The organism is Maricaulis maris, assembly GCF_003634045.1.
Lineage (GTDB): Bacteria > Pseudomonadota > Alphaproteobacteria > Caulobacterales > Maricaulaceae > Maricaulis > Maricaulis maris.
In genome coordinates, this window is record NZ_RBIM01000007.1 from 24,825 (window position 1) to 39,725 (window position 14,901).

At 64.0% G+C, this 14,901-nt stretch carries 16 protein-coding genes; 11 read left to right on the forward strand and 5 right to left on the reverse strand.

The annotated features are described in order from the left end of the window. Nucleotides 1-2: 2 nt before the first annotated feature. Nucleotides 3-1,073, forward strand: a complete 1,071-nt coding sequence (locus tag C7435_RS14045) for an endonuclease/exonuclease/phosphatase family protein (RefSeq protein ID WP_121212182.1) — start codon at nt 3-5, stop codon at nt 1,071-1,073. A gap of 305 nt (nt 1,074-1,378) precedes the next feature. On the opposite strand, the gene C7435_RS14050 is transcribed toward C7435_RS14045, so the two are convergent. The 4 genes from C7435_RS14050 to C7435_RS14065 are packed head-to-tail and all read right to left on the reverse strand — an operon-like array spanning nt 1,379 to nt 4,992. Further along, on the reverse strand, nt 1,379-2,815 hold the full coding sequence (locus C7435_RS14050) for an FAD-binding oxidoreductase (RefSeq protein ID WP_121212183.1): 1,437 nt from the start codon (nt 2,813-2,815) through the stop codon (nt 1,379-1,381). 25 nt (nt 2,816-2,840) lie between these two features. Next, entirely contained in the window at nt 2,841-3,809 is a 969-nt protein-coding gene (locus C7435_RS14055; RefSeq protein WP_199288365.1) for an L-threonylcarbamoyladenylate synthase, read from the reverse strand. Between the two features lie 50 nt (nt 3,810-3,859). Then, nucleotides 3,860-4,408 carry a YceI family protein gene (locus tag C7435_RS14060; RefSeq protein WP_121212184.1) on the reverse strand — a complete coding sequence of 183 codons (549 nt, stop codon included), beginning with the start codon at nt 4,406-4,408 and terminating at the stop codon, nt 3,860-3,862. Between the two features lie 5 nt (nt 4,409-4,413). Then, on the reverse strand, nt 4,414-4,992 hold the full coding sequence (locus C7435_RS14065) for a cytochrome b (RefSeq protein WP_121212185.1): 579 nt from the start codon (nt 4,990-4,992) through the stop codon (nt 4,414-4,416). A 185-nt stretch (nt 4,993-5,177) separates the two neighbouring features. Here C7435_RS14065 and C7435_RS14070 point away from each other — a divergent pair, with 185 nt between their 5' ends. Then, a complete protein-coding gene (locus C7435_RS14070; protein ID WP_121212186.1) occupies nt 5,178-6,935 on the forward strand; it encodes an acyl-CoA dehydrogenase in 1,758 nt (585 codons plus the stop codon). A gap of 412 nt (nt 6,936-7,347) precedes the next feature. On the opposite strand, the gene C7435_RS14075 is transcribed toward C7435_RS14070, so the two are convergent. Further along, on the reverse strand, nt 7,348-7,728 hold the full coding sequence (locus C7435_RS14075; RefSeq protein WP_121212187.1) for a DUF4870 family protein: 381 nt from the start codon (nt 7,726-7,728) through the stop codon (nt 7,348-7,350). 212 nt (nt 7,729-7,940) lie between these two features. Between C7435_RS14075 and C7435_RS14080 the strand changes: the two genes are divergently transcribed. The 9 genes from C7435_RS14080 to C7435_RS14120 all read left to right on the forward strand — a co-directional run bounded on the left by C7435_RS14080 (nt 7,941) and on the right by C7435_RS14120 (nt 14,895). Beyond that, complete coding sequence (locus C7435_RS14080; RefSeq protein ID WP_121212188.1) at nt 7,941-8,162, forward strand: hypothetical protein; 222 nt, start codon at nt 7,941-7,943, stop codon at nt 8,160-8,162. Next, a complete protein-coding gene (locus C7435_RS14085; RefSeq protein WP_075191105.1) occupies nt 8,159-8,479 on the forward strand; it encodes a YbjQ family protein in 321 nt (106 codons plus the stop codon). The genes C7435_RS14080 and C7435_RS14085 overlap by 4 nt, the downstream gene beginning before the upstream one ends. Nucleotides 8,480-8,487: 8 nt before the next feature. Next, on the forward strand, nt 8,488-9,240 hold the full coding sequence (lepB, locus tag C7435_RS14090; protein ID WP_233350786.1) for a signal peptidase I: 753 nt from the start codon (nt 8,488-8,490) through the stop codon (nt 9,238-9,240). Between the two features lie 107 nt (nt 9,241-9,347). Further along, the gene (locus C7435_RS14095) at nt 9,348-10,220 is read left to right on the forward strand and encodes an SDR family oxidoreductase (protein ID WP_121212190.1); all 873 of its coding nucleotides are present in this window, start codon (nt 9,348-9,350) and stop codon (nt 10,218-10,220) included. 91 nt (nt 10,221-10,311) lie between these two features. Then, nucleotides 10,312-11,475 (forward strand): helix-turn-helix domain-containing protein, encoded by a 1,164-nt coding sequence (locus tag C7435_RS14100; protein ID WP_121212191.1) that lies wholly within the window; start codon nt 10,312-10,314, stop codon nt 11,473-11,475. Nucleotides 11,476-11,484: 9 nt separating this feature from the next. Further along, on the forward strand, nt 11,485-12,330 hold the full coding sequence (locus C7435_RS14105) for a DUF4386 domain-containing protein (RefSeq protein ID WP_121212192.1): 846 nt from the start codon (nt 11,485-11,487) through the stop codon (nt 12,328-12,330). Nucleotides 12,331-12,780: 450 nt separating this feature from the next. Continuing rightward, nucleotides 12,781-13,188, forward strand: coding sequence for an SET domain-containing protein (locus tag C7435_RS14110; protein WP_121212193.1), 408 nt, complete (start codon nt 12,781-12,783; stop codon nt 13,186-13,188). A 66-nt stretch (nt 13,189-13,254) separates the two neighbouring features. Beyond that, a complete protein-coding gene (locus tag C7435_RS14115) occupies nt 13,255-14,205 on the forward strand; it encodes a histone deacetylase family protein (protein ID WP_233350787.1) in 951 nt (316 codons plus the stop codon). 90 nt (nt 14,206-14,295) lie between these two features. Further along, nucleotides 14,296-14,895, forward strand: coding sequence for a histidine phosphatase family protein (locus tag C7435_RS14120; RefSeq protein WP_121212195.1), 600 nt, complete (start codon nt 14,296-14,298; stop codon nt 14,893-14,895). Nucleotides 14,896-14,901: the final 6 nt, after the last annotated feature.

Consider the following 14,901-nt stretch of genomic DNA (forward strand, 5'->3'; position numbering starts at 1 on the left):
GCATGTCCTTCTTTTATGATCTCGACAAGTCTGACCCGCTCCAGCGCCGAATTGCCGCAAATCTGCTGACGTTGGGCGACGCCCTGACCGAGCAGATCCCGGCAAAGTCGATTGACGACACGCTCCTGCTCGCGACCTGGAATATCCGCGAATTCGACAGCCCGGCCTATGGTCTACGCGGGATCGAACCCTATCATTATATTGCAGAAATCATCTCCCGCTTCGACCTGGTCGCCATCCAGGAAGTCCGACGCGACACGGCGCCGCTGGAGAAGTTGCGTGGCCTGCTCGGCCGCTGGTGGAAATATCTCGTCACCGATGTCACCGGCGGCTCGGAGGGCAACAAGGAGCGCATGGCCTTCCTCTATGACAGCCGCAAGGTGCGTTTTGGCGGGCTGGCCAGCGAGGTCGTGATACCGCCGATCGAGACGCGTGATGCCAATCGCAAGCTGGTCTATACGCCGTCCAAGCAATTGGCGCGGACGCCCTATCTGGTCGGTTTCGAGACCGGCTGGTTCAAATTCATGCTGTCGACGGTCCATATCGTCTACGGCCAGAGCAAGGCCGAGGACCCCAAGCGCGAGGCCGAAATCCGGGCCATTGCCGATTTCATGGCGGCCCGCGCCAGGGAAGATCATGCTTGGGCGCGGAACATGATCCTGCTCGGTGATTTCAACATTTTTGATCCGGGCGATGTGACCTTCACGGCGCTCACCGATGCCGGCTTCGTCATTCCGGAAGGCCTGCAGCAGGTCACCAATGTCGGCAAGGAGAAGCGCTTTTTCGACCAGATGGCCTTCATGACGCCGAACCTGCGCAAGGATCAGATCCTCGCTTCGGGCGCCTTCAACTTCTACGACCATGTTTATCGCGAGGCCGATGAGGCGACCTATATCCCCGATATGGGCGCCGCCTATGACACCACATCGTCAGGCAAGCCGAGAGGCAATAAGTCGCTCTATTACAAGACCTATTGGCGCACCCACCAGATGTCCGACCACCTGCCGCTCTGGGCGGCGCTGAAAGTGGATTTCGGACGGGATTATCTGACGCGGCTGGCGGGCGCCGACTGACGATTAATCGGGACAGCCAGAATCCGTGCGCAGAAAACGCGGGACGGGCACCATTCGTCGCCCTCACGCCCCGCGCCTCCGGCGCGAACCCCGCCATAGACCGCTTGCCGAGAGACCGCCGCATCCGCTTCTTCAGGTCAAGGGCCGCAGAGCGGCCGCTGCGTGGTTTCACCCTTGAGCTGAAGAACCGGATACGGCCTGCTGGCTGATAAGCGTGCTATGGATGGCCCTGCGCGATGGCGCCGCGGTCGTCGCCGAACAAATGGCCGCTTGACCGATAGCGGTGGGGCCAGCCCGAACATGCGCTACAGCAAGACCCGCGGATTCATGATCCCCTTCGGGTCGAGCGCGGTCTTGATGGCGCGCATTACCGCCACATCAACCGGTTTTCGGCTGGCCAGTTCGGTGCGCTTCAATATGCCGATACCGTGTTCGGCCGAGATCGAGCCGCCGAAGCTGTCGACGAGGTCGTAGACCAGGCGCGAGAGCGGGGCGGCCTGGGCGATGAAGGCGTCATCGGCGCCGGTTTCGCGGGCGGCGACGTTGAAATGGACATTGCCGTCGCCGACATGGCCGAAGGCGATGACGAGGGCGCCGGGAAATTCGGCTTCCACGGCGGCCGTGGCCTTGGCCATGAAGGCCGGCATTTTCGAGACCGGGATCGAGACATCATGCTTGACCGCCTTGCCGTGGGCCCGTTCGGCCTCGGCGATGGTCTCGCGCAGGCGCCAGAAATCATGGATCTGGCTGTCATTCTCGGCGATGGCGGCATCGGCGATCAGACCGGCTTCAAAGCCCTGGCCCAGCGCGTCCTCGAGCGTCTCGCGTGCCCCGTCGGCGCGACCGAAGCTCATCTCACACACGACATACCAAGCGTGCTCGTCTGCCAGCGGGTCGCGAGTGCCGGGGACATGTTCCAGCACCATGTCCAGCGCCATGCGCGGCATCAGTTCGAACGCGGTGACGGCGCCGCCAGAGACCTGTTTGGCGAGGCCGAGGAATTTGACGGCATCCTCGGCGCTGTCGAGGCCGCAAAAGGCGACTTCCATGCGGGAGGGTCGCGGGAAGAGCTTCAACGTGGCGGCGGTGATAATGCCCAGCGTGCCTTCGGCGCCGATCAGCAATTGCTTGAGATCATAGCCGGTATTGTCTTTTCGAAGGCCAGTCAGCCCGGACCAGATCGTACCGTCGGGCAAGACCGCTTCCAGGCCCAGAACCAGCTCCCGCGTCATGCCGTAGCGCAGCACATGCACGCCGCCGGCATTGGTCGAGATCAACCCGCCAATCATCGCCGAGCCTTGTGAGCCCAGTGACAACGGGAACAGACGGTTATTGTCGGCAGCCAGGGTCTGCAGATTTTCCAGCACACAACCGGCCTCGACGGTCATTGAGTCATTGTCGACATCGACTTCACGCACGCCGGTCATGCGCTTCATCGTGATCAGGACCTCGCCCTGGGGCGTTGCGGCGCCGCACAGCGAGGTATTGCCGCCTTGCGGGGTGATGCTGACACCGGCCTCGTGACACAGGCGCACACAGGCAGCCACTTCTTCGGTATTGGCCGGCTTGAGCAGGATCGGGGTTGAACCCTGATAGCGACCGCGCCAGTCCGCAACATGGGGCGCCAACTCGTGCGCATCCTGCGACCAGCCTTTGGGTCCGAGCACTTGTTTGAGCTGGGCGAGCAGGGCGGCCGGCATTGGGGTGGTGGCGGGGCTGGCGGTTGAGAGCGTGTCGGTCATAACGGGTCCGGTACGGGGCTTGTGGTCAGATCAGGTCGTCCTTGGGCGCGGCGGCGCGTTGCAGCCGGTCATTGATGGCTTCACCCAAACCCTCATCGGGGATGGGTGCAACCGCTATTCTGGCCGCACCGCGTGCGTCGAGTGCGCGCAGGGCCGCAAACAGCCCGGTCGCGGCTTCGGCAAGATCGCCGCCGGGTGACAGGTTGAGATCGCCGTTGATCGGACCGAAGCCCAGGAAAACCTCCCCCGCTTCGGCCGCGCTGGCATTGAGACGCATGGTGGCATTGGGAGCGTAGTGGCTTTTCATCATGCCCGGTGCCAGCAGGGTGTCCTCCGAGCCGGGCTCGGCAAGCCGCCCGGTGATGGCTTCGATCTGCCGCCGCGCCAGCCCGCCGGGGCGCAACAGGGTCGGTGTGCCGCCCAGCAGGGCGATGACGGTCGATTCCAGGCCGACCGGACAGGCGCCGCCATCGAGAATGAGATCAATCCGCTCACCCAGACCGTCGGCGACGTGCTGAGCCGTGGTCGGGCTGATACCGCCGGACGGGTTGGCGCTCGGCGCAACCAGTGGCCCGTCAAAAGCGCGGATCAGGGCTTGGGCGGCAGCATGGCGCGGCGCCCGCAGGGCGATGGAGTCGAGGCCGGCATTGGCGATGTCGGCAATCGGTGCGTCCGGGCGTTTCGGCAGGACCAGGGTCAGCGGCCCGGGCCAGAAGGTTTCCGCGAGTTGATCCGCCAGGTCGGGCCAGCCAGCCAGGCGCCAGGCCATGTTGGGGCCGGCGACATGGGCGATCAGCGGGTTGAAGCGCGGCCGCCCCTTGGCCGCATAGAGCCGAGCCACCGCGTCCGGATTGCCGGCATCGGCGGCGAGGCCGTAAACCGTCTCGGTCGGCATGGCGACGAGACCGCCGGCCTTGAGAATGGCGGCGGCCTCTTCGATCACGGCGGGATCGCTTGCCGGTTTGATCGGGGCGGGTTTCACAGGGGCGCTCATGGCGATGAGCTAGCCCCCAAGCCCCCTGTCATGCAAGCACAAGCCGCAAGTCAGTCCGCCGCATCGGCTTCGATGTGCAGGACCATGGCGATTTCCGCCGCTGCCGATCCCCAGCTCGACCCGCCAACGCCGAAATCGGTCCGGGCGATGACGAAATGGCTGTCCGCCACGGCGCGGCCATCGGTGATATCCAGGGTGAAGGGCATGACCAGCGGCTGGTCGCTGCCACGAATGGTCAGGATGCCATGCGCCTCATAACCGGTGTCGGTGGCCCGGATGTCGTCAGAGACAAAACGCGCCGTCTCGAAATCGGTCGGGTTGAGGCCGGCATTCGAGAGCATGCTGTCATCCATCTGGCGATTGCCGGTCGAACCGCTGGCCGTGGACACGCTGGCCTCGATCCGTGCGTTTTCCAGATCGGCCGGATCGAGCGTGATCGCGGCGGCCCATGTGTCAAACGCGCCGGTGACGGCGCCGCCCGAGACCGTGGTCTCGAAGGCGACCGAGGAGGCGGCATGGTCGACGGTCCAGTCCTGGGCGAGGGCCGTCGGGGCCATCAGCGCCAGGCCGGAGAGGGCGAGCAGGGTGGTACGCAACATCAAGACTATCCTTTCAGGAAGGGGATCATGCGGCCGATCAATCCATCCTTGTTGATGAACTGGTGCTTAAGGGCCGCCGCCACATGCAGGCCCAGCAGGCCGAGAATGGCCCAGCCGCCGGCACCGTGCACGCTGCCGGACAGGTCCTGGAAGCCTTCGGTCTGCGGCACGGGCAGTTTCGGCAGGACGAGATCGGGATTGTTGAAGAGGAGGGTGGGCGGCTCGGCAGCCGAGGCAGCGATCAGCCCGCCCAGCGGCATGCCGATCATGATGACGTAGAAGGCCCAATGGGTTGCCGTGGCGGCAAATCGCTCCCAGCCCGCCATGCCGGCGGGCAGGGCCGGAACCGGATGGGTCAGCCGCCAAGCGAGGCGGCCGAGCGACAGGATGAGGATCAGGAGGCCGGTCGTCTTGTGGGCATTATAGGCGAACTGGACCTCGGCGATCGAAACCTCACCGCCTGCAAACAAGGCTTCGCGCAGGTCTTCCATGTACCAGCCATAGAACACCATGCCGACCAGAAGGACGGCGAGGATCCAGTGCAGGGCAATGGCAACCCCGGTATAGGTTTTTGGCGCTGTCATATCGGTCTCCCAGATTGCCGGCCTTTGCCGGTCACATGACCCATATGATGCCATTGGCCGTCGCGATAAAGCCACACCTTTGGATGCGATGGACAAAACACTGTTTCCGGATTCGCATCGGTGCGGCTTGCCGCTATGTTGCGCGACAAGAAATGCCAAACAGGCAATCCATGAGGAGGTTGGTCATGTCCTATCGCGCGCCCGTCGACGAAATGCGTTTCACGCTGGAAGAAGTGGCGGCCGTGGAAGGGCTGAAGGCGACCGGCGCCTTCCCCGACTTTTCCGCCGATCTGACCGCGGCGATCCTCGACGAGGCCGCCAAGCTGGCCGAGGGCGTGCTGGCGCCGCTCAACCGGGTCGGCGATGCCGAACACTGCAAGCTGGAAAACGACAAGGTCACCACCCCGACCGGCTTCCCGAAGGCTTATGCCCAATTCGTCGAGGGCGGCTGGCAGGGGCTGCAGTTCGGGACCGAACATGGCGGCATGGGCCTGCCGCGGGCGCTGGGCGTGACGGTGCTGGAGATGATCCAGGGCGCCAATCTCTCCTTTGGTCTCGGTCCGATGCTGACCTATGGCGCCATCGAGGCGCTGATCGAGCACGGCACGGACGAGCAGAAGGCGATGTATCTGCCCAAGCTGATCACCGGCGAATGGTCGGGCACGATGAATCTGACCGAGCCGTCGGCCGGGTCCGATGTCGGCGCGCTGCGCACCAAGGCCGAGCCCAATGCGGATGGCAGCTGGGCGATCTCGGGCCAGAAGATCTTCATCACCTGGGGCGATCACGACTGCGCCGAGAACATCATCCATCTCGTGCTGGCCCGCACGCCGGGCTCGCCGGACGGCACAAAGGGCATCTCGCTCTTCATCGTGCCCAAAATCCTGCCCGACGGTTCGGCCAATTCGCTCAAGGCGATCGGTCTCGAACACAAGCTGGGCATTCACGGCTCGCCGACCTGCACGATGGAGTATGCCGGGGCCACCGGCTGGCTGATCGGCGGCGAGAATGCCGGCATGCGCTGCATGTTCACGATGATGAATTCGGCCCGTCTCAATGTCGGCGTCCAGGGTGTCGGCATTGCCGAACGCGCCTATCAGCAGGCCCTGGCCTATGCGGCCGACCGCAAGCAGGGCCGCGCCATTGAGGCCGAGGGCCCGGCGCCGCACGCCATCATCCACCATCCCGACATCAAGCGGACCCTGGCGCTGATGAAAGCCAAGATCGCCGCAGCGCGTGCGATCTGCGTGTCCTGTGCGGTCGCCGCCGACATGGCGCATTATGGTGACGAGGACGAGGAGAAGGCGGCCGCCAAGCGTCGCGAGGAACTCCTCACCCCGATCGCCAAGGCCTGGTCGACCGATATCGGGGTCGAGGTCGCTTCGGCCAATATCCAGGTGCATGGCGGGATGGGCTATATCGAGGAAACCGGCGCCGCCCAGCATTTGCGCGACGCCCGTATCACGCCGATCTATGAGGGCACGAATGCAATCCAGGCCATCGATCTGGTCGGCCGCAAGCTCTCCATGGCCGATGGCGCGGCCTTTGACGAGCTCTATGCCGATATCGACCAGACCATCGAGAGTTGCCTGACGTCCGGCCATCCCGACCTGCCGCCGCTCGGCGAGCGGCTGCGTGACAGTCTGGAAGCCCTGCAGGAGGCCGCCGACTGGCTCGCCGAAGCCGACATGAAGGACCGCCTGGCCGGCGCCACGCCTTTCCTGACCCTGGCGGGAGAGACCGTTGGCGGCTGGCTGTTGTGCGTCGGCGCCGTTGCCGCCCGTCGCCGCCAGAAGGAAAATGTCGGTGATCCGGCTTTCGCCGCCCAACGCATCGCCCTGGCCAATTTCTACGCCGAAGCCGTCATGACCCTGGCGCCGTCGCGCGTCGACGACATCACCATGGGTGCCGACATGATTGATGAGGTCGGTTTCGGGCTTTAGGGGCGGCTTGCGCCTTTTCCGCCCCATAGCGCGGGGAGAAAATACCCCTCCATCCCCTCTCATTTTTCCCGGCTCTCCGCCCCGCTTTTGCGGGGCTGCGGCCGGGAAAAAAGTGTTTGGCTTGGCGGCGGCGGCGCGTGGCAGAATTCGGCGCTGATGACGCGGATAGGCCCGCTGACCACCACACGTTTGTCATCCCGGGCGAATGGCCTGCGTACGCAGGCCGCAGACCCGGGACCCAGACGCCCGGTCCTGCCAGCTTTCGCGATAATGGGTCCCGGATCTCCGCCCGGCTCGGGGCCGGGCCTGCGTCCGGGATGACAAGCGAGAGCGTCGTGGAACGCACCGCCAGCGCTCGCCCTTTTTCATTTTTCCCGGAGGCGCGAGCGCCGTGGCGATACCGATGCTTGGCTTACACCCACACCGCGTCGGCGTCGGGATGGCCGCGACCGTCGAGCAGACGGATCAGGCCGACGACACTGCGGATCAGCATCCACAACCAGGTCAGGGCCAGGCCGGTGGCGCCGAAGAGGGACAGGACGCCGGTCAGGATCATGAAGGTGCATACGACGATGCTCAGCACCGCCGTCCAGAATGACTTGATCTGGTAGGTATAGTGCGATTGCAGCCAGCGCGGCGCCCGTTCGCGCCGGGAATAGGCGATGATCACGGCGAGGATGCTGGAAATGCCGATGATATTGCCGATCAGGAACAGCACATAATTGAGGCCTGCGAATAATTTGTCGTCGCGGTCGGTAGCTTGGCTGTTCGGTTCGATGATCGTGTCGGACATGGGGCATTTCTCCTTGTCGATCAGGGTGCCAGCAGGCGGCGCCGCGTCCAAGCGGGACCGTGCGGAACATCGTCCCCTGCGGCTTCGCGGTCACGATTGCAGCTTAAAATACCGTCATTGGCAGGCGGACTTCTTGGTTGCGGGCGAATTTCGACGTATCGAAGAAGCTGTATTCGTCCGCACAGGACCATTCAGCCAGCGTTAGGCAGCCCGTGTTAGGCAGACTTCTGGATATTGCGATACCGGTTCTCCTTCTGGGTGGACTGGCCGGCTATCTCGGACTGCTCGCCGCCGGCTTGCTGGCCGGCTGGCAACTGCCCTATCCCGTCAGCTATCTCTGGCTGGCGGCGACCGGGTGTCCGGCGCTGGGCGTGGCTTTGATGTATTGGCGGGCCTGTTCGGACCGGCTTGTGCTGCAAGGGGATGAGGAATGAGCCTGATAATCACGATGGGCGACACGGTGCCCGGGCGCGAGATCGACCGTACGGTGGGTATCGCTCGCGGCAATGTTGTCCGGGCCCGCTTTTTCGGTCGCGATTTCATTGCCGGCCTGCGCAATCTGGTCGGTGGCGAAGTGCCCGAATATACCAGCCTCCTCTCGGAATCGCGCGAACAGGCGCTGGACCGCATGGTCCGGCACGCCGAGGAACTGGGCGCCGATGCCATCATCACGGTCCGGCTCTCGACGTCCTCCGTGATGGAAGGTGCCGCCGAAATTCTCGCCTATGGAACCGCAGTCAAATTGAAATGAGCCCTTTGATGAAGCGTCTTGCGGGCCGTGCGGCCGATGAAATCCTGGAAACCGTGCGTTTTGTCGCCGGTGTGGCGGCGGTGTGGCTGGGTCTGGTGACCTTCGGCTTTGCCGCCTTCCATATCCCCTCCGAGAGCATGCAGCCCTCGCTCGAGGTCGGTGACCGGGTGCTGGTGTCGAAATGGGCCTATGGCTATTCGGTCCACTCCCTGCCGCTGGGGCTGGGCTATGCCTTGCCGGACAGCTGGAATGGCCGCTTGGCCTGGTCGCAGCCGCGCCGCGGCGATGTTGTTGTCTTCCGCGACGAGAACCAGACACCGGCGCGCAATCTCATCAAGCGTGTCGTGGGCGTTGCCGGCGATGTCATCGAGGTCCGCGAGGGTCGGCTCTACATCAATGAGGAGGTCGTCCCGCGCATGCTGGAGGATGTCCGCATTTATCGCGAGGACCGGTCTGGCGTTGCTGTGACGGTGAGCCATTACACCGAAGTCCTGCCGGGCGACCGGGATCACGAGATCTACGAGCAGAATGACAATGACATGCTGGACAATTTTGGTCCGGTCACCGTCCGTCCCGGCACGGTTTTCGTGATGGGTGACAATCGCGATGCCTCGCGCGACAGTCGCGCCTCGGGCGGGCCGGGCTTTGTGCCGCTGGAAAATGTCGTCGGCCGCGCCGAGACCGTCCTGTTCACGCTGGAACGCTGCCGCCGCGAGCAGGGCCTGCATTGCCCCTCTGGCCGGGTCTGGCGCGGGCTGTAGGCCTTCCCGGAAACTGCGGCGACGGGTTTTTGCCGCTTCCCGGGCTGGTGACGCGGTGAGTGGCGCTCTAGTCTCTGTCCAAATCACGCATTCGGGGAGAGAGCGTCATGAGCCTCAAGGGTAAAACGATTTTCATCACCGGCGCGTCGCGCGGCATTGGCCTCGCGATCGGCGAGCGCTGCGCCCGTGACGGCGCCAATATCGTGATCGCGGCCAAGTCGGACACGGTGGACCCGCGTCTCGAGGGTACGATCCACACCGCTGCGGCGGCGATCGAGGCCGCCGGCGGACAGGCGCTGGCGGTCAAATGCGATATCCGTGACGAAGCCCAGGTCGAGGCGGCGGTGGCGGCCGCGGTTGACCGGTTCGGCGGTATTGATGCGGTGGTCAACAACGCCTCCGCCATCTATCCGCGTGGCACGGTAGATGTGCCGATGAAGCGCTATGACCTGATGCACCAGGTCAATGGGCGCGGCACTTTCCTGACCACGCAGAAATGCCTGCCCTATCTGATGAAGGCCGAGAACCCGCACATCATCGCCCTGGCGCCGCCGCTCGACATGCGCGGGATGTGGTTTGGTCCGCATGTCGCCTACACCTCGGCGAAATACCAGATGAGCCTGTGCATCCTGGGCTGGGGTGAGGAGTTCAAGGGCAAGATCGGCGCCAATGCGATCTGGCCGCGTACCGCCGTCGCCACCGCCGCCATCTCCAACGTGCTGGCCGGTGAAGAGGCGATGAAGAGTTGCCGCAAGCCGGAGATTCTCGCCGACACCGCCTATGCCGTCCTCAACAAGCCGGCGGCCGAGTTCACCGGTAATTTCATCATCGATGACAGCTTCCTGTGGGATGAGGGCGAGCGCGATCTCGACAAGTATTCCTACGACCCGTCGATCGAACTCCTACCCGACTTCTTCGTCCCGGAAGAGCCGGCAGCGCCTCCCGGTGTGAAGATCATGGCGATCCCGGCGGCGCACTGACCGGATTGGCGGCGAGGTCCCGGTCAACGCGGCATGGCCCTGACTGGCCGGGTGATTGCCCTGGATCGCGACACGGCGGAGAAGCAGGGTGATGACCGACACGTTTCTGACAATGGCCTACGCCATCGCAGCCGGATCCATCGGTTTCGCGCTGGTCATGGCGTTGACCAAATCCGGTCAGCGCGGCGACAGGTCATTATTCTTTTGCCTGGCGCTCATCGCGTTGCTGGCGCATGTGCTCGGTCAACTCGTCATTGTCTCGGGTGCCTATCGGCTTGCACCGCATCTGGTCGGGGCTGATCTTGCGATCAAAATGGTTCTGGGGCCGGCGGTCTTCTTCTTTGCCCGCGCCCTGGTCTCGACGACAAGCCGTCGTTTTGGCGGCTTCGACTGGCTGGTGCTGCTCGGCCCGGTACTGGTTCTTGTCGCGATGCTGCCCTTTGCCAGTCTGAGCGCCGACCAGAAACTCGCCCTGGCGGATCCGGCGACCCGTAATCCTGACCATTACCGGATCGCGCTCTACACCTGCACCGCGTCGCTGGTCATTTTCCTGACCTTCACCGGTTGCTACCTGATCTTGGCCCTGCGGCTGCAGATGCGGCACAGGCGGCGCATGATGGACGCGTTTGCCAATATTGAGCGCAAATCGCTGGACTGGCTGCGTACCATTCTTTTCGTCTTCGCTGGCGCCTGGACGTTCTTTGCCATCAAGCAAATCCTGTGGATGACCGGCACCTCGATCCCTGTTTTGAACATCGCCCTGGCCTTCACCGAAACCTTGGCAATCGCGGCCTTCGCCTATCTCGGCGTACACCAGCCCGCCCTGCCTTCGGACCGGGCGGCCAAAGCCGAGGCGCCGATCAGACGGCCGATCCTGACCGAGCAACGGATGACCCGGACGGCCGCCAAGCTCCTGGGCGCGTTGGAGGCCGACAAGCTCTACGCCGACAGCGACCTGTCGCTGCAAAAACTGTCCGACGTCACGGGCGTCACGAAGAACCATATATCCGAAACTCTCTCGCAGCATGTCGGCGTCAATTTCTTTGACTTCGTGAACAGTCACAGGGCCGACGAGGCCAAACGCTTGTTGAGCGAGACCGATCTCAATACGCTCGAAGTGGCCCTGGAGGTCGGGTTCAACTCCCGCTCAACCTTCAATGCGGCGTTCAAGAAACATGTCGGCACGCCGCCGAGCCAATATCGCGCAAAGGCACGAAGTGGCCGGTCGCGAGACGTGGAGAACGCCGTCACCTAGTGCACGACAATGTCCGAATGGCCCCATTCGGACGACAGGCAAGCCGGTCTCCTGCATGTCCGGGGGGCCGGTGATCGCACCGGCTTGGATCACTGCTTAGTCGACGGGGGCGCTCACGCCATGTCTGCATTACAACACACCGATCAATCCGCTCGCCGCATGGCCCGGCTGGCGGGTTTATCCTACGTCATCTATTCCGCTGCCGGGATTTACATCACCTTTGGCCCGATCCCCGGACTCAGCACGCTGTCGGGTGGGGACGCCGCGTCGCAGCCGCTTGAATTCCTGTTTCGGACGGGGCTCCTGGCCGAGGCGGTGATGTACACGTTCGTCGTCATCTCGGCCGCCGCCATGTACGCCGTACTGAAGCCGGTGAGCCAGGGAGGCGCCCTCGTCGGAGCCTTCTGCCGGTTGATCGAAAGTGCAATGGGGGCGACTTTCATCATCTTCAAATATGCCGCCTTTGCAGCGGTCGTGAACCCGGATCTGAGCCCCGGCTTCTCGGGTGAGGAACGATCCGCCCTCGTGATGCTCCTGCGCGATGTATACGGTTCGGCGATCTACTTCCTGCTGATCCCGATGGCCGTGGGCGGCATCCTCTTCTTCGCCCTGTTCTTCCGCGCGCGCTTCATTCCGCGATGGCTCGCAGCCTGGGGCATGCTCACCTATCTGGTTGTCGGATCCGTGGCCGCGACCATCGTCTTGTTCCCGTCCCTGAAGGAGCACGTCATGCTCTTCTTCCTGCCGGGGGCCCTGTTTGAGTGGGTGGTTGCTTTCTGGTTGCTTTTCGCCGGGATCAATACAGCGCGCTGGACGGGCAAGCCGTCAGCCACAGTCCAGGGCGCAGCCCCCTGACGCCGGTCATCCGGCTGTCCCGGTCGCGGGCGAGCTCACTGGTGCACTTATTCAGGGTGTGATGACCGTCACACCCTGAATAAGTGCCTGTCAGAGCTCACAACTTTACCGTTGGCTGAATCCGATTCACCGCTAGCTTCAGACCTGTCACGACAAGATAGTGAGGGGCGGGATGATGCGGACGAGATCGGGAAGTGGCTGGATCAGTGTGGTGATCATCGCCGGCGTCGCCGTCGGTTTCGCCCTGGCCTGGATCCGCGCCGGCTCTCCCTATAATTTCTGACCTGCGAGGCAGGGTCGGCGCGCCGCGCATAAAATCCCGCTTGCGCTTTTTCAAATTTCGCCAATATGGGATTTGGAGCGTCGCACTCTGCGGCCGGCCGGCCTTGATCCGGACCCGCCGCTGCCCCACTGCCTGCCGTCGACGCGGCTGGTCGGAGTGACAAATCCATGCTTCTCGTGGACACCTATCTTGCCCCCAGCCCGCTGGAAGGGCTGGGCGTTTTTGCGTCCGATTTCATCCCGGCCGGCACCCTGGTCTGGGTGCTCGACCAAGCGGTTGACCTGGTCCTGACCGAGGCCCAGCTGGCCGAACGGCCGCAGGTTTATCGCCAATACATGCAGCGCTATGCCTATTTCGACCGAGGCCTGAACGGCTATCTGCTGGACGGTGATCATGCCCGCTTTCTCAATCACAGCGGTGAGCCGAATATTGATTTCCGTGCCGACGGCAATGGCGAGGCCCGGCGCGACATTCACCCCGGCGAGGAAATCCTGTGTGACTACAGCCAGTTCATGGAAGACGTCGTGCTGCTGCCGACAGCGGCCCGGCACAATGGCGCCGCGATGAGCGCCTGACCCCGTCCGGAGCTGCAAACCCCGTCGGAATAAGGGCGTGGTCGGGGCTGGATTGCGGGGCGGGAAATGCCCACACTGGCGGTCATGAAAACCACGATTTTCGACAGCCCCGCCAGCCGCCTTCACGCCGTCCCGCCCGGACATCCCGAACATGTCGGTCGCTATGAGGCCGTGCGCTCGGCACTGCTTGCCCTGCCGGGATGTGATTGGGTCGAGGCTGGTGCGGCCGGCATGCCGGACCTCGCCCGCTTCCACAGCGCGGCACATGTCGACCGGGTGCTCAGTGCCTGTGCCCAGGCGCCGGACGGCGAGTGGGTGGCGCTTGATCCCGACACGCTTGTCTGCGACCGCTCCGCCGCCGCAGCGCTCGGTGCGGTCGGCGCGGCAGTGGCGGCCGTCGACACGGTGGTGGCCGATGATGGCGGCGCCGGCTTTGTGCTGGCGAGACCACCGGGCCATCATGCCGAGCCGGACCGGCCGATGGGGTTTTGCCTTTTCAACACCATCGCCATTGCGGCGATGCACGCGCTGGAGGTCCACGATCTGGCCTCGGTCGCCATCATCGATATCGACGTGCATCACGGCAATGGCACGCAATGCTTGGCCGAGCGCGACGGCCGCGTGTTTTTTGCGTCCCTGCATCAGGCGCCGCTTTATCCCGGCACGGGCGGGGAGGGCGAGACCGGCCTTGGCGGCAATGTTCTCAATTGTCCCATGCCCGAGGGCGTCACCGGTTCCCAGTGGCGGGCACGCTTCGAGACACAGGTGATTCCGGCGCTGAAACGGGCGAGGCCCGACATGATCCTCGTCTCGGCCGGATTTGATGCGCATGCGGACGATCCGGTCGGCGGTTGGGGGCTGCGCAGCAATGACTATGCCTGGGTTGCACGGCAACTGGCTGGCATTGCCCGCGATTTTAGCCGATCGCGGCTTGTTTCCGTGCTGGAGGGTGGCTACGACTGTCCGGCCTTGGGGCGGTCGGCGGCGGCGTTTGCCGGCGCGTTGTCCGAAGCGTGACCAAAAATCCTGCCAGGCTGCGTCGGGGCGCGCCGGTTGTTGCGCCTGCCCCCGCCCGTGACCGTGATCAAGTGTGACTGAAATCAGAGCATGACCGACATCAGACCTGCCACGCCTTCGCGGCCCGGCTTCATCACCATTGCCCGCCATGGCCAGCCGCTCGCGAACCGCGAAGCGATGCTGGACTGGCGCGGTTATGAGGACTGGTGGGACAATGAATACCAGCCCGCACCGCTGGTTGCCGGTCAGGTCGCTCCGGAGGCCTTGCAGCAACAGGCCGTCGAGGCGAGCACCATCTTTGCCTCGACCTTGCGACGGGCCGTGGAAACGGCGCAGGCGGTGGCGCCGAACCGTGAACTGGTGATCGACAAGGATTTCATCGAGGCGGAATTGCCGCCGCCGCCCTGGCCGGGCCGTTTCATGGCCAAGACCTGGGGCGTGTTTGCGCGCTGCACCTGGTGGCTGGGTCAGTCGCGCGGACGCGAGAGCCGGGTTGATGCCGACATTCGCGCGGCGCGCGCCGTTGAACGTCTGATCCGGGCCGCAGATGACGGACCGGTCGTGTGTTGTGCCCATGGCTGGTTCAACCGGATGATGCGACCGCACCTGAAAGCCGCTGGCTGGGTCTGTGTCCGCGATGGCGGTGACAGCTACTGGTCCTGGCGGCGGTATGAATATCGCGGCGACTGACGCACC

Bases quoted from the DNA above. Each gene is read 5' to 3' on its own strand.
- C7435_RS14045 (WP_121212182.1), top strand. From the start codon at position 3: ATGTCCTTCTTTTATGATCTCGACAAGTCTGACCCGCTCCAGCGCCGA.
- C7435_RS14050 (WP_121212183.1), bottom strand. From the start codon at position 2,815: ATGACCGACACGCTCTCAACCGCCAGCCCCGCCACCACCCCAATGCCG.
- C7435_RS14055 (WP_199288365.1), bottom strand. From the start codon at position 3,809: ATGAGCGCCCCTGTGAAACCCGCCCCGATCAAACCGGCAAGCGATCCC.
- C7435_RS14060 (WP_121212184.1), bottom strand. From the start codon at position 4,408: ATGTTGCGTACCACCCTGCTCGCCCTCTCCGGCCTGGCGCTGATGGCC.
- C7435_RS14065 (WP_121212185.1), bottom strand. From the start codon at position 4,992: ATGACAGCGCCAAAAACCTATACCGGGGTTGCCATTGCCCTGCACTGG.
- C7435_RS14070 (WP_121212186.1), top strand. From the start codon at position 5,178: ATGTCCTATCGCGCGCCCGTCGACGAAATGCGTTTCACGCTGGAAGAA.
- C7435_RS14075 (WP_121212187.1), bottom strand. From the start codon at position 7,728: ATGTCCGACACGATCATCGAACCGAACAGCCAAGCTACCGACCGCGAC.
- C7435_RS14085 (WP_075191105.1), top strand. From the start codon at position 8,159: ATGAGCCTGATAATCACGATGGGCGACACGGTGCCCGGGCGCGAGATC.
- lepB (WP_233350786.1), top strand. From the start codon at position 8,488: ATGAAGCGTCTTGCGGGCCGTGCGGCCGATGAAATCCTGGAAACCGTG.
- C7435_RS14095 (WP_121212190.1), top strand. From the start codon at position 9,348: ATGAGCCTCAAGGGTAAAACGATTTTCATCACCGGCGCGTCGCGCGGC.
- C7435_RS14100 (WP_121212191.1), top strand. From the start codon at position 10,312: ATGACCGACACGTTTCTGACAATGGCCTACGCCATCGCAGCCGGATCC.
- C7435_RS14105 (WP_121212192.1), top strand. From the start codon at position 11,485: ATGTCCGAATGGCCCCATTCGGACGACAGGCAAGCCGGTCTCCTGCAT.
- C7435_RS14110 (WP_121212193.1), top strand. From the start codon at position 12,781: ATGCTTCTCGTGGACACCTATCTTGCCCCCAGCCCGCTGGAAGGGCTG.
- C7435_RS14115 (WP_233350787.1), top strand. From the start codon at position 13,255: ATGCCCACACTGGCGGTCATGAAAACCACGATTTTCGACAGCCCCGCC.
- C7435_RS14120 (WP_121212195.1), top strand. From the start codon at position 14,296: ATGACCGACATCAGACCTGCCACGCCTTCGCGGCCCGGCTTCATCACC.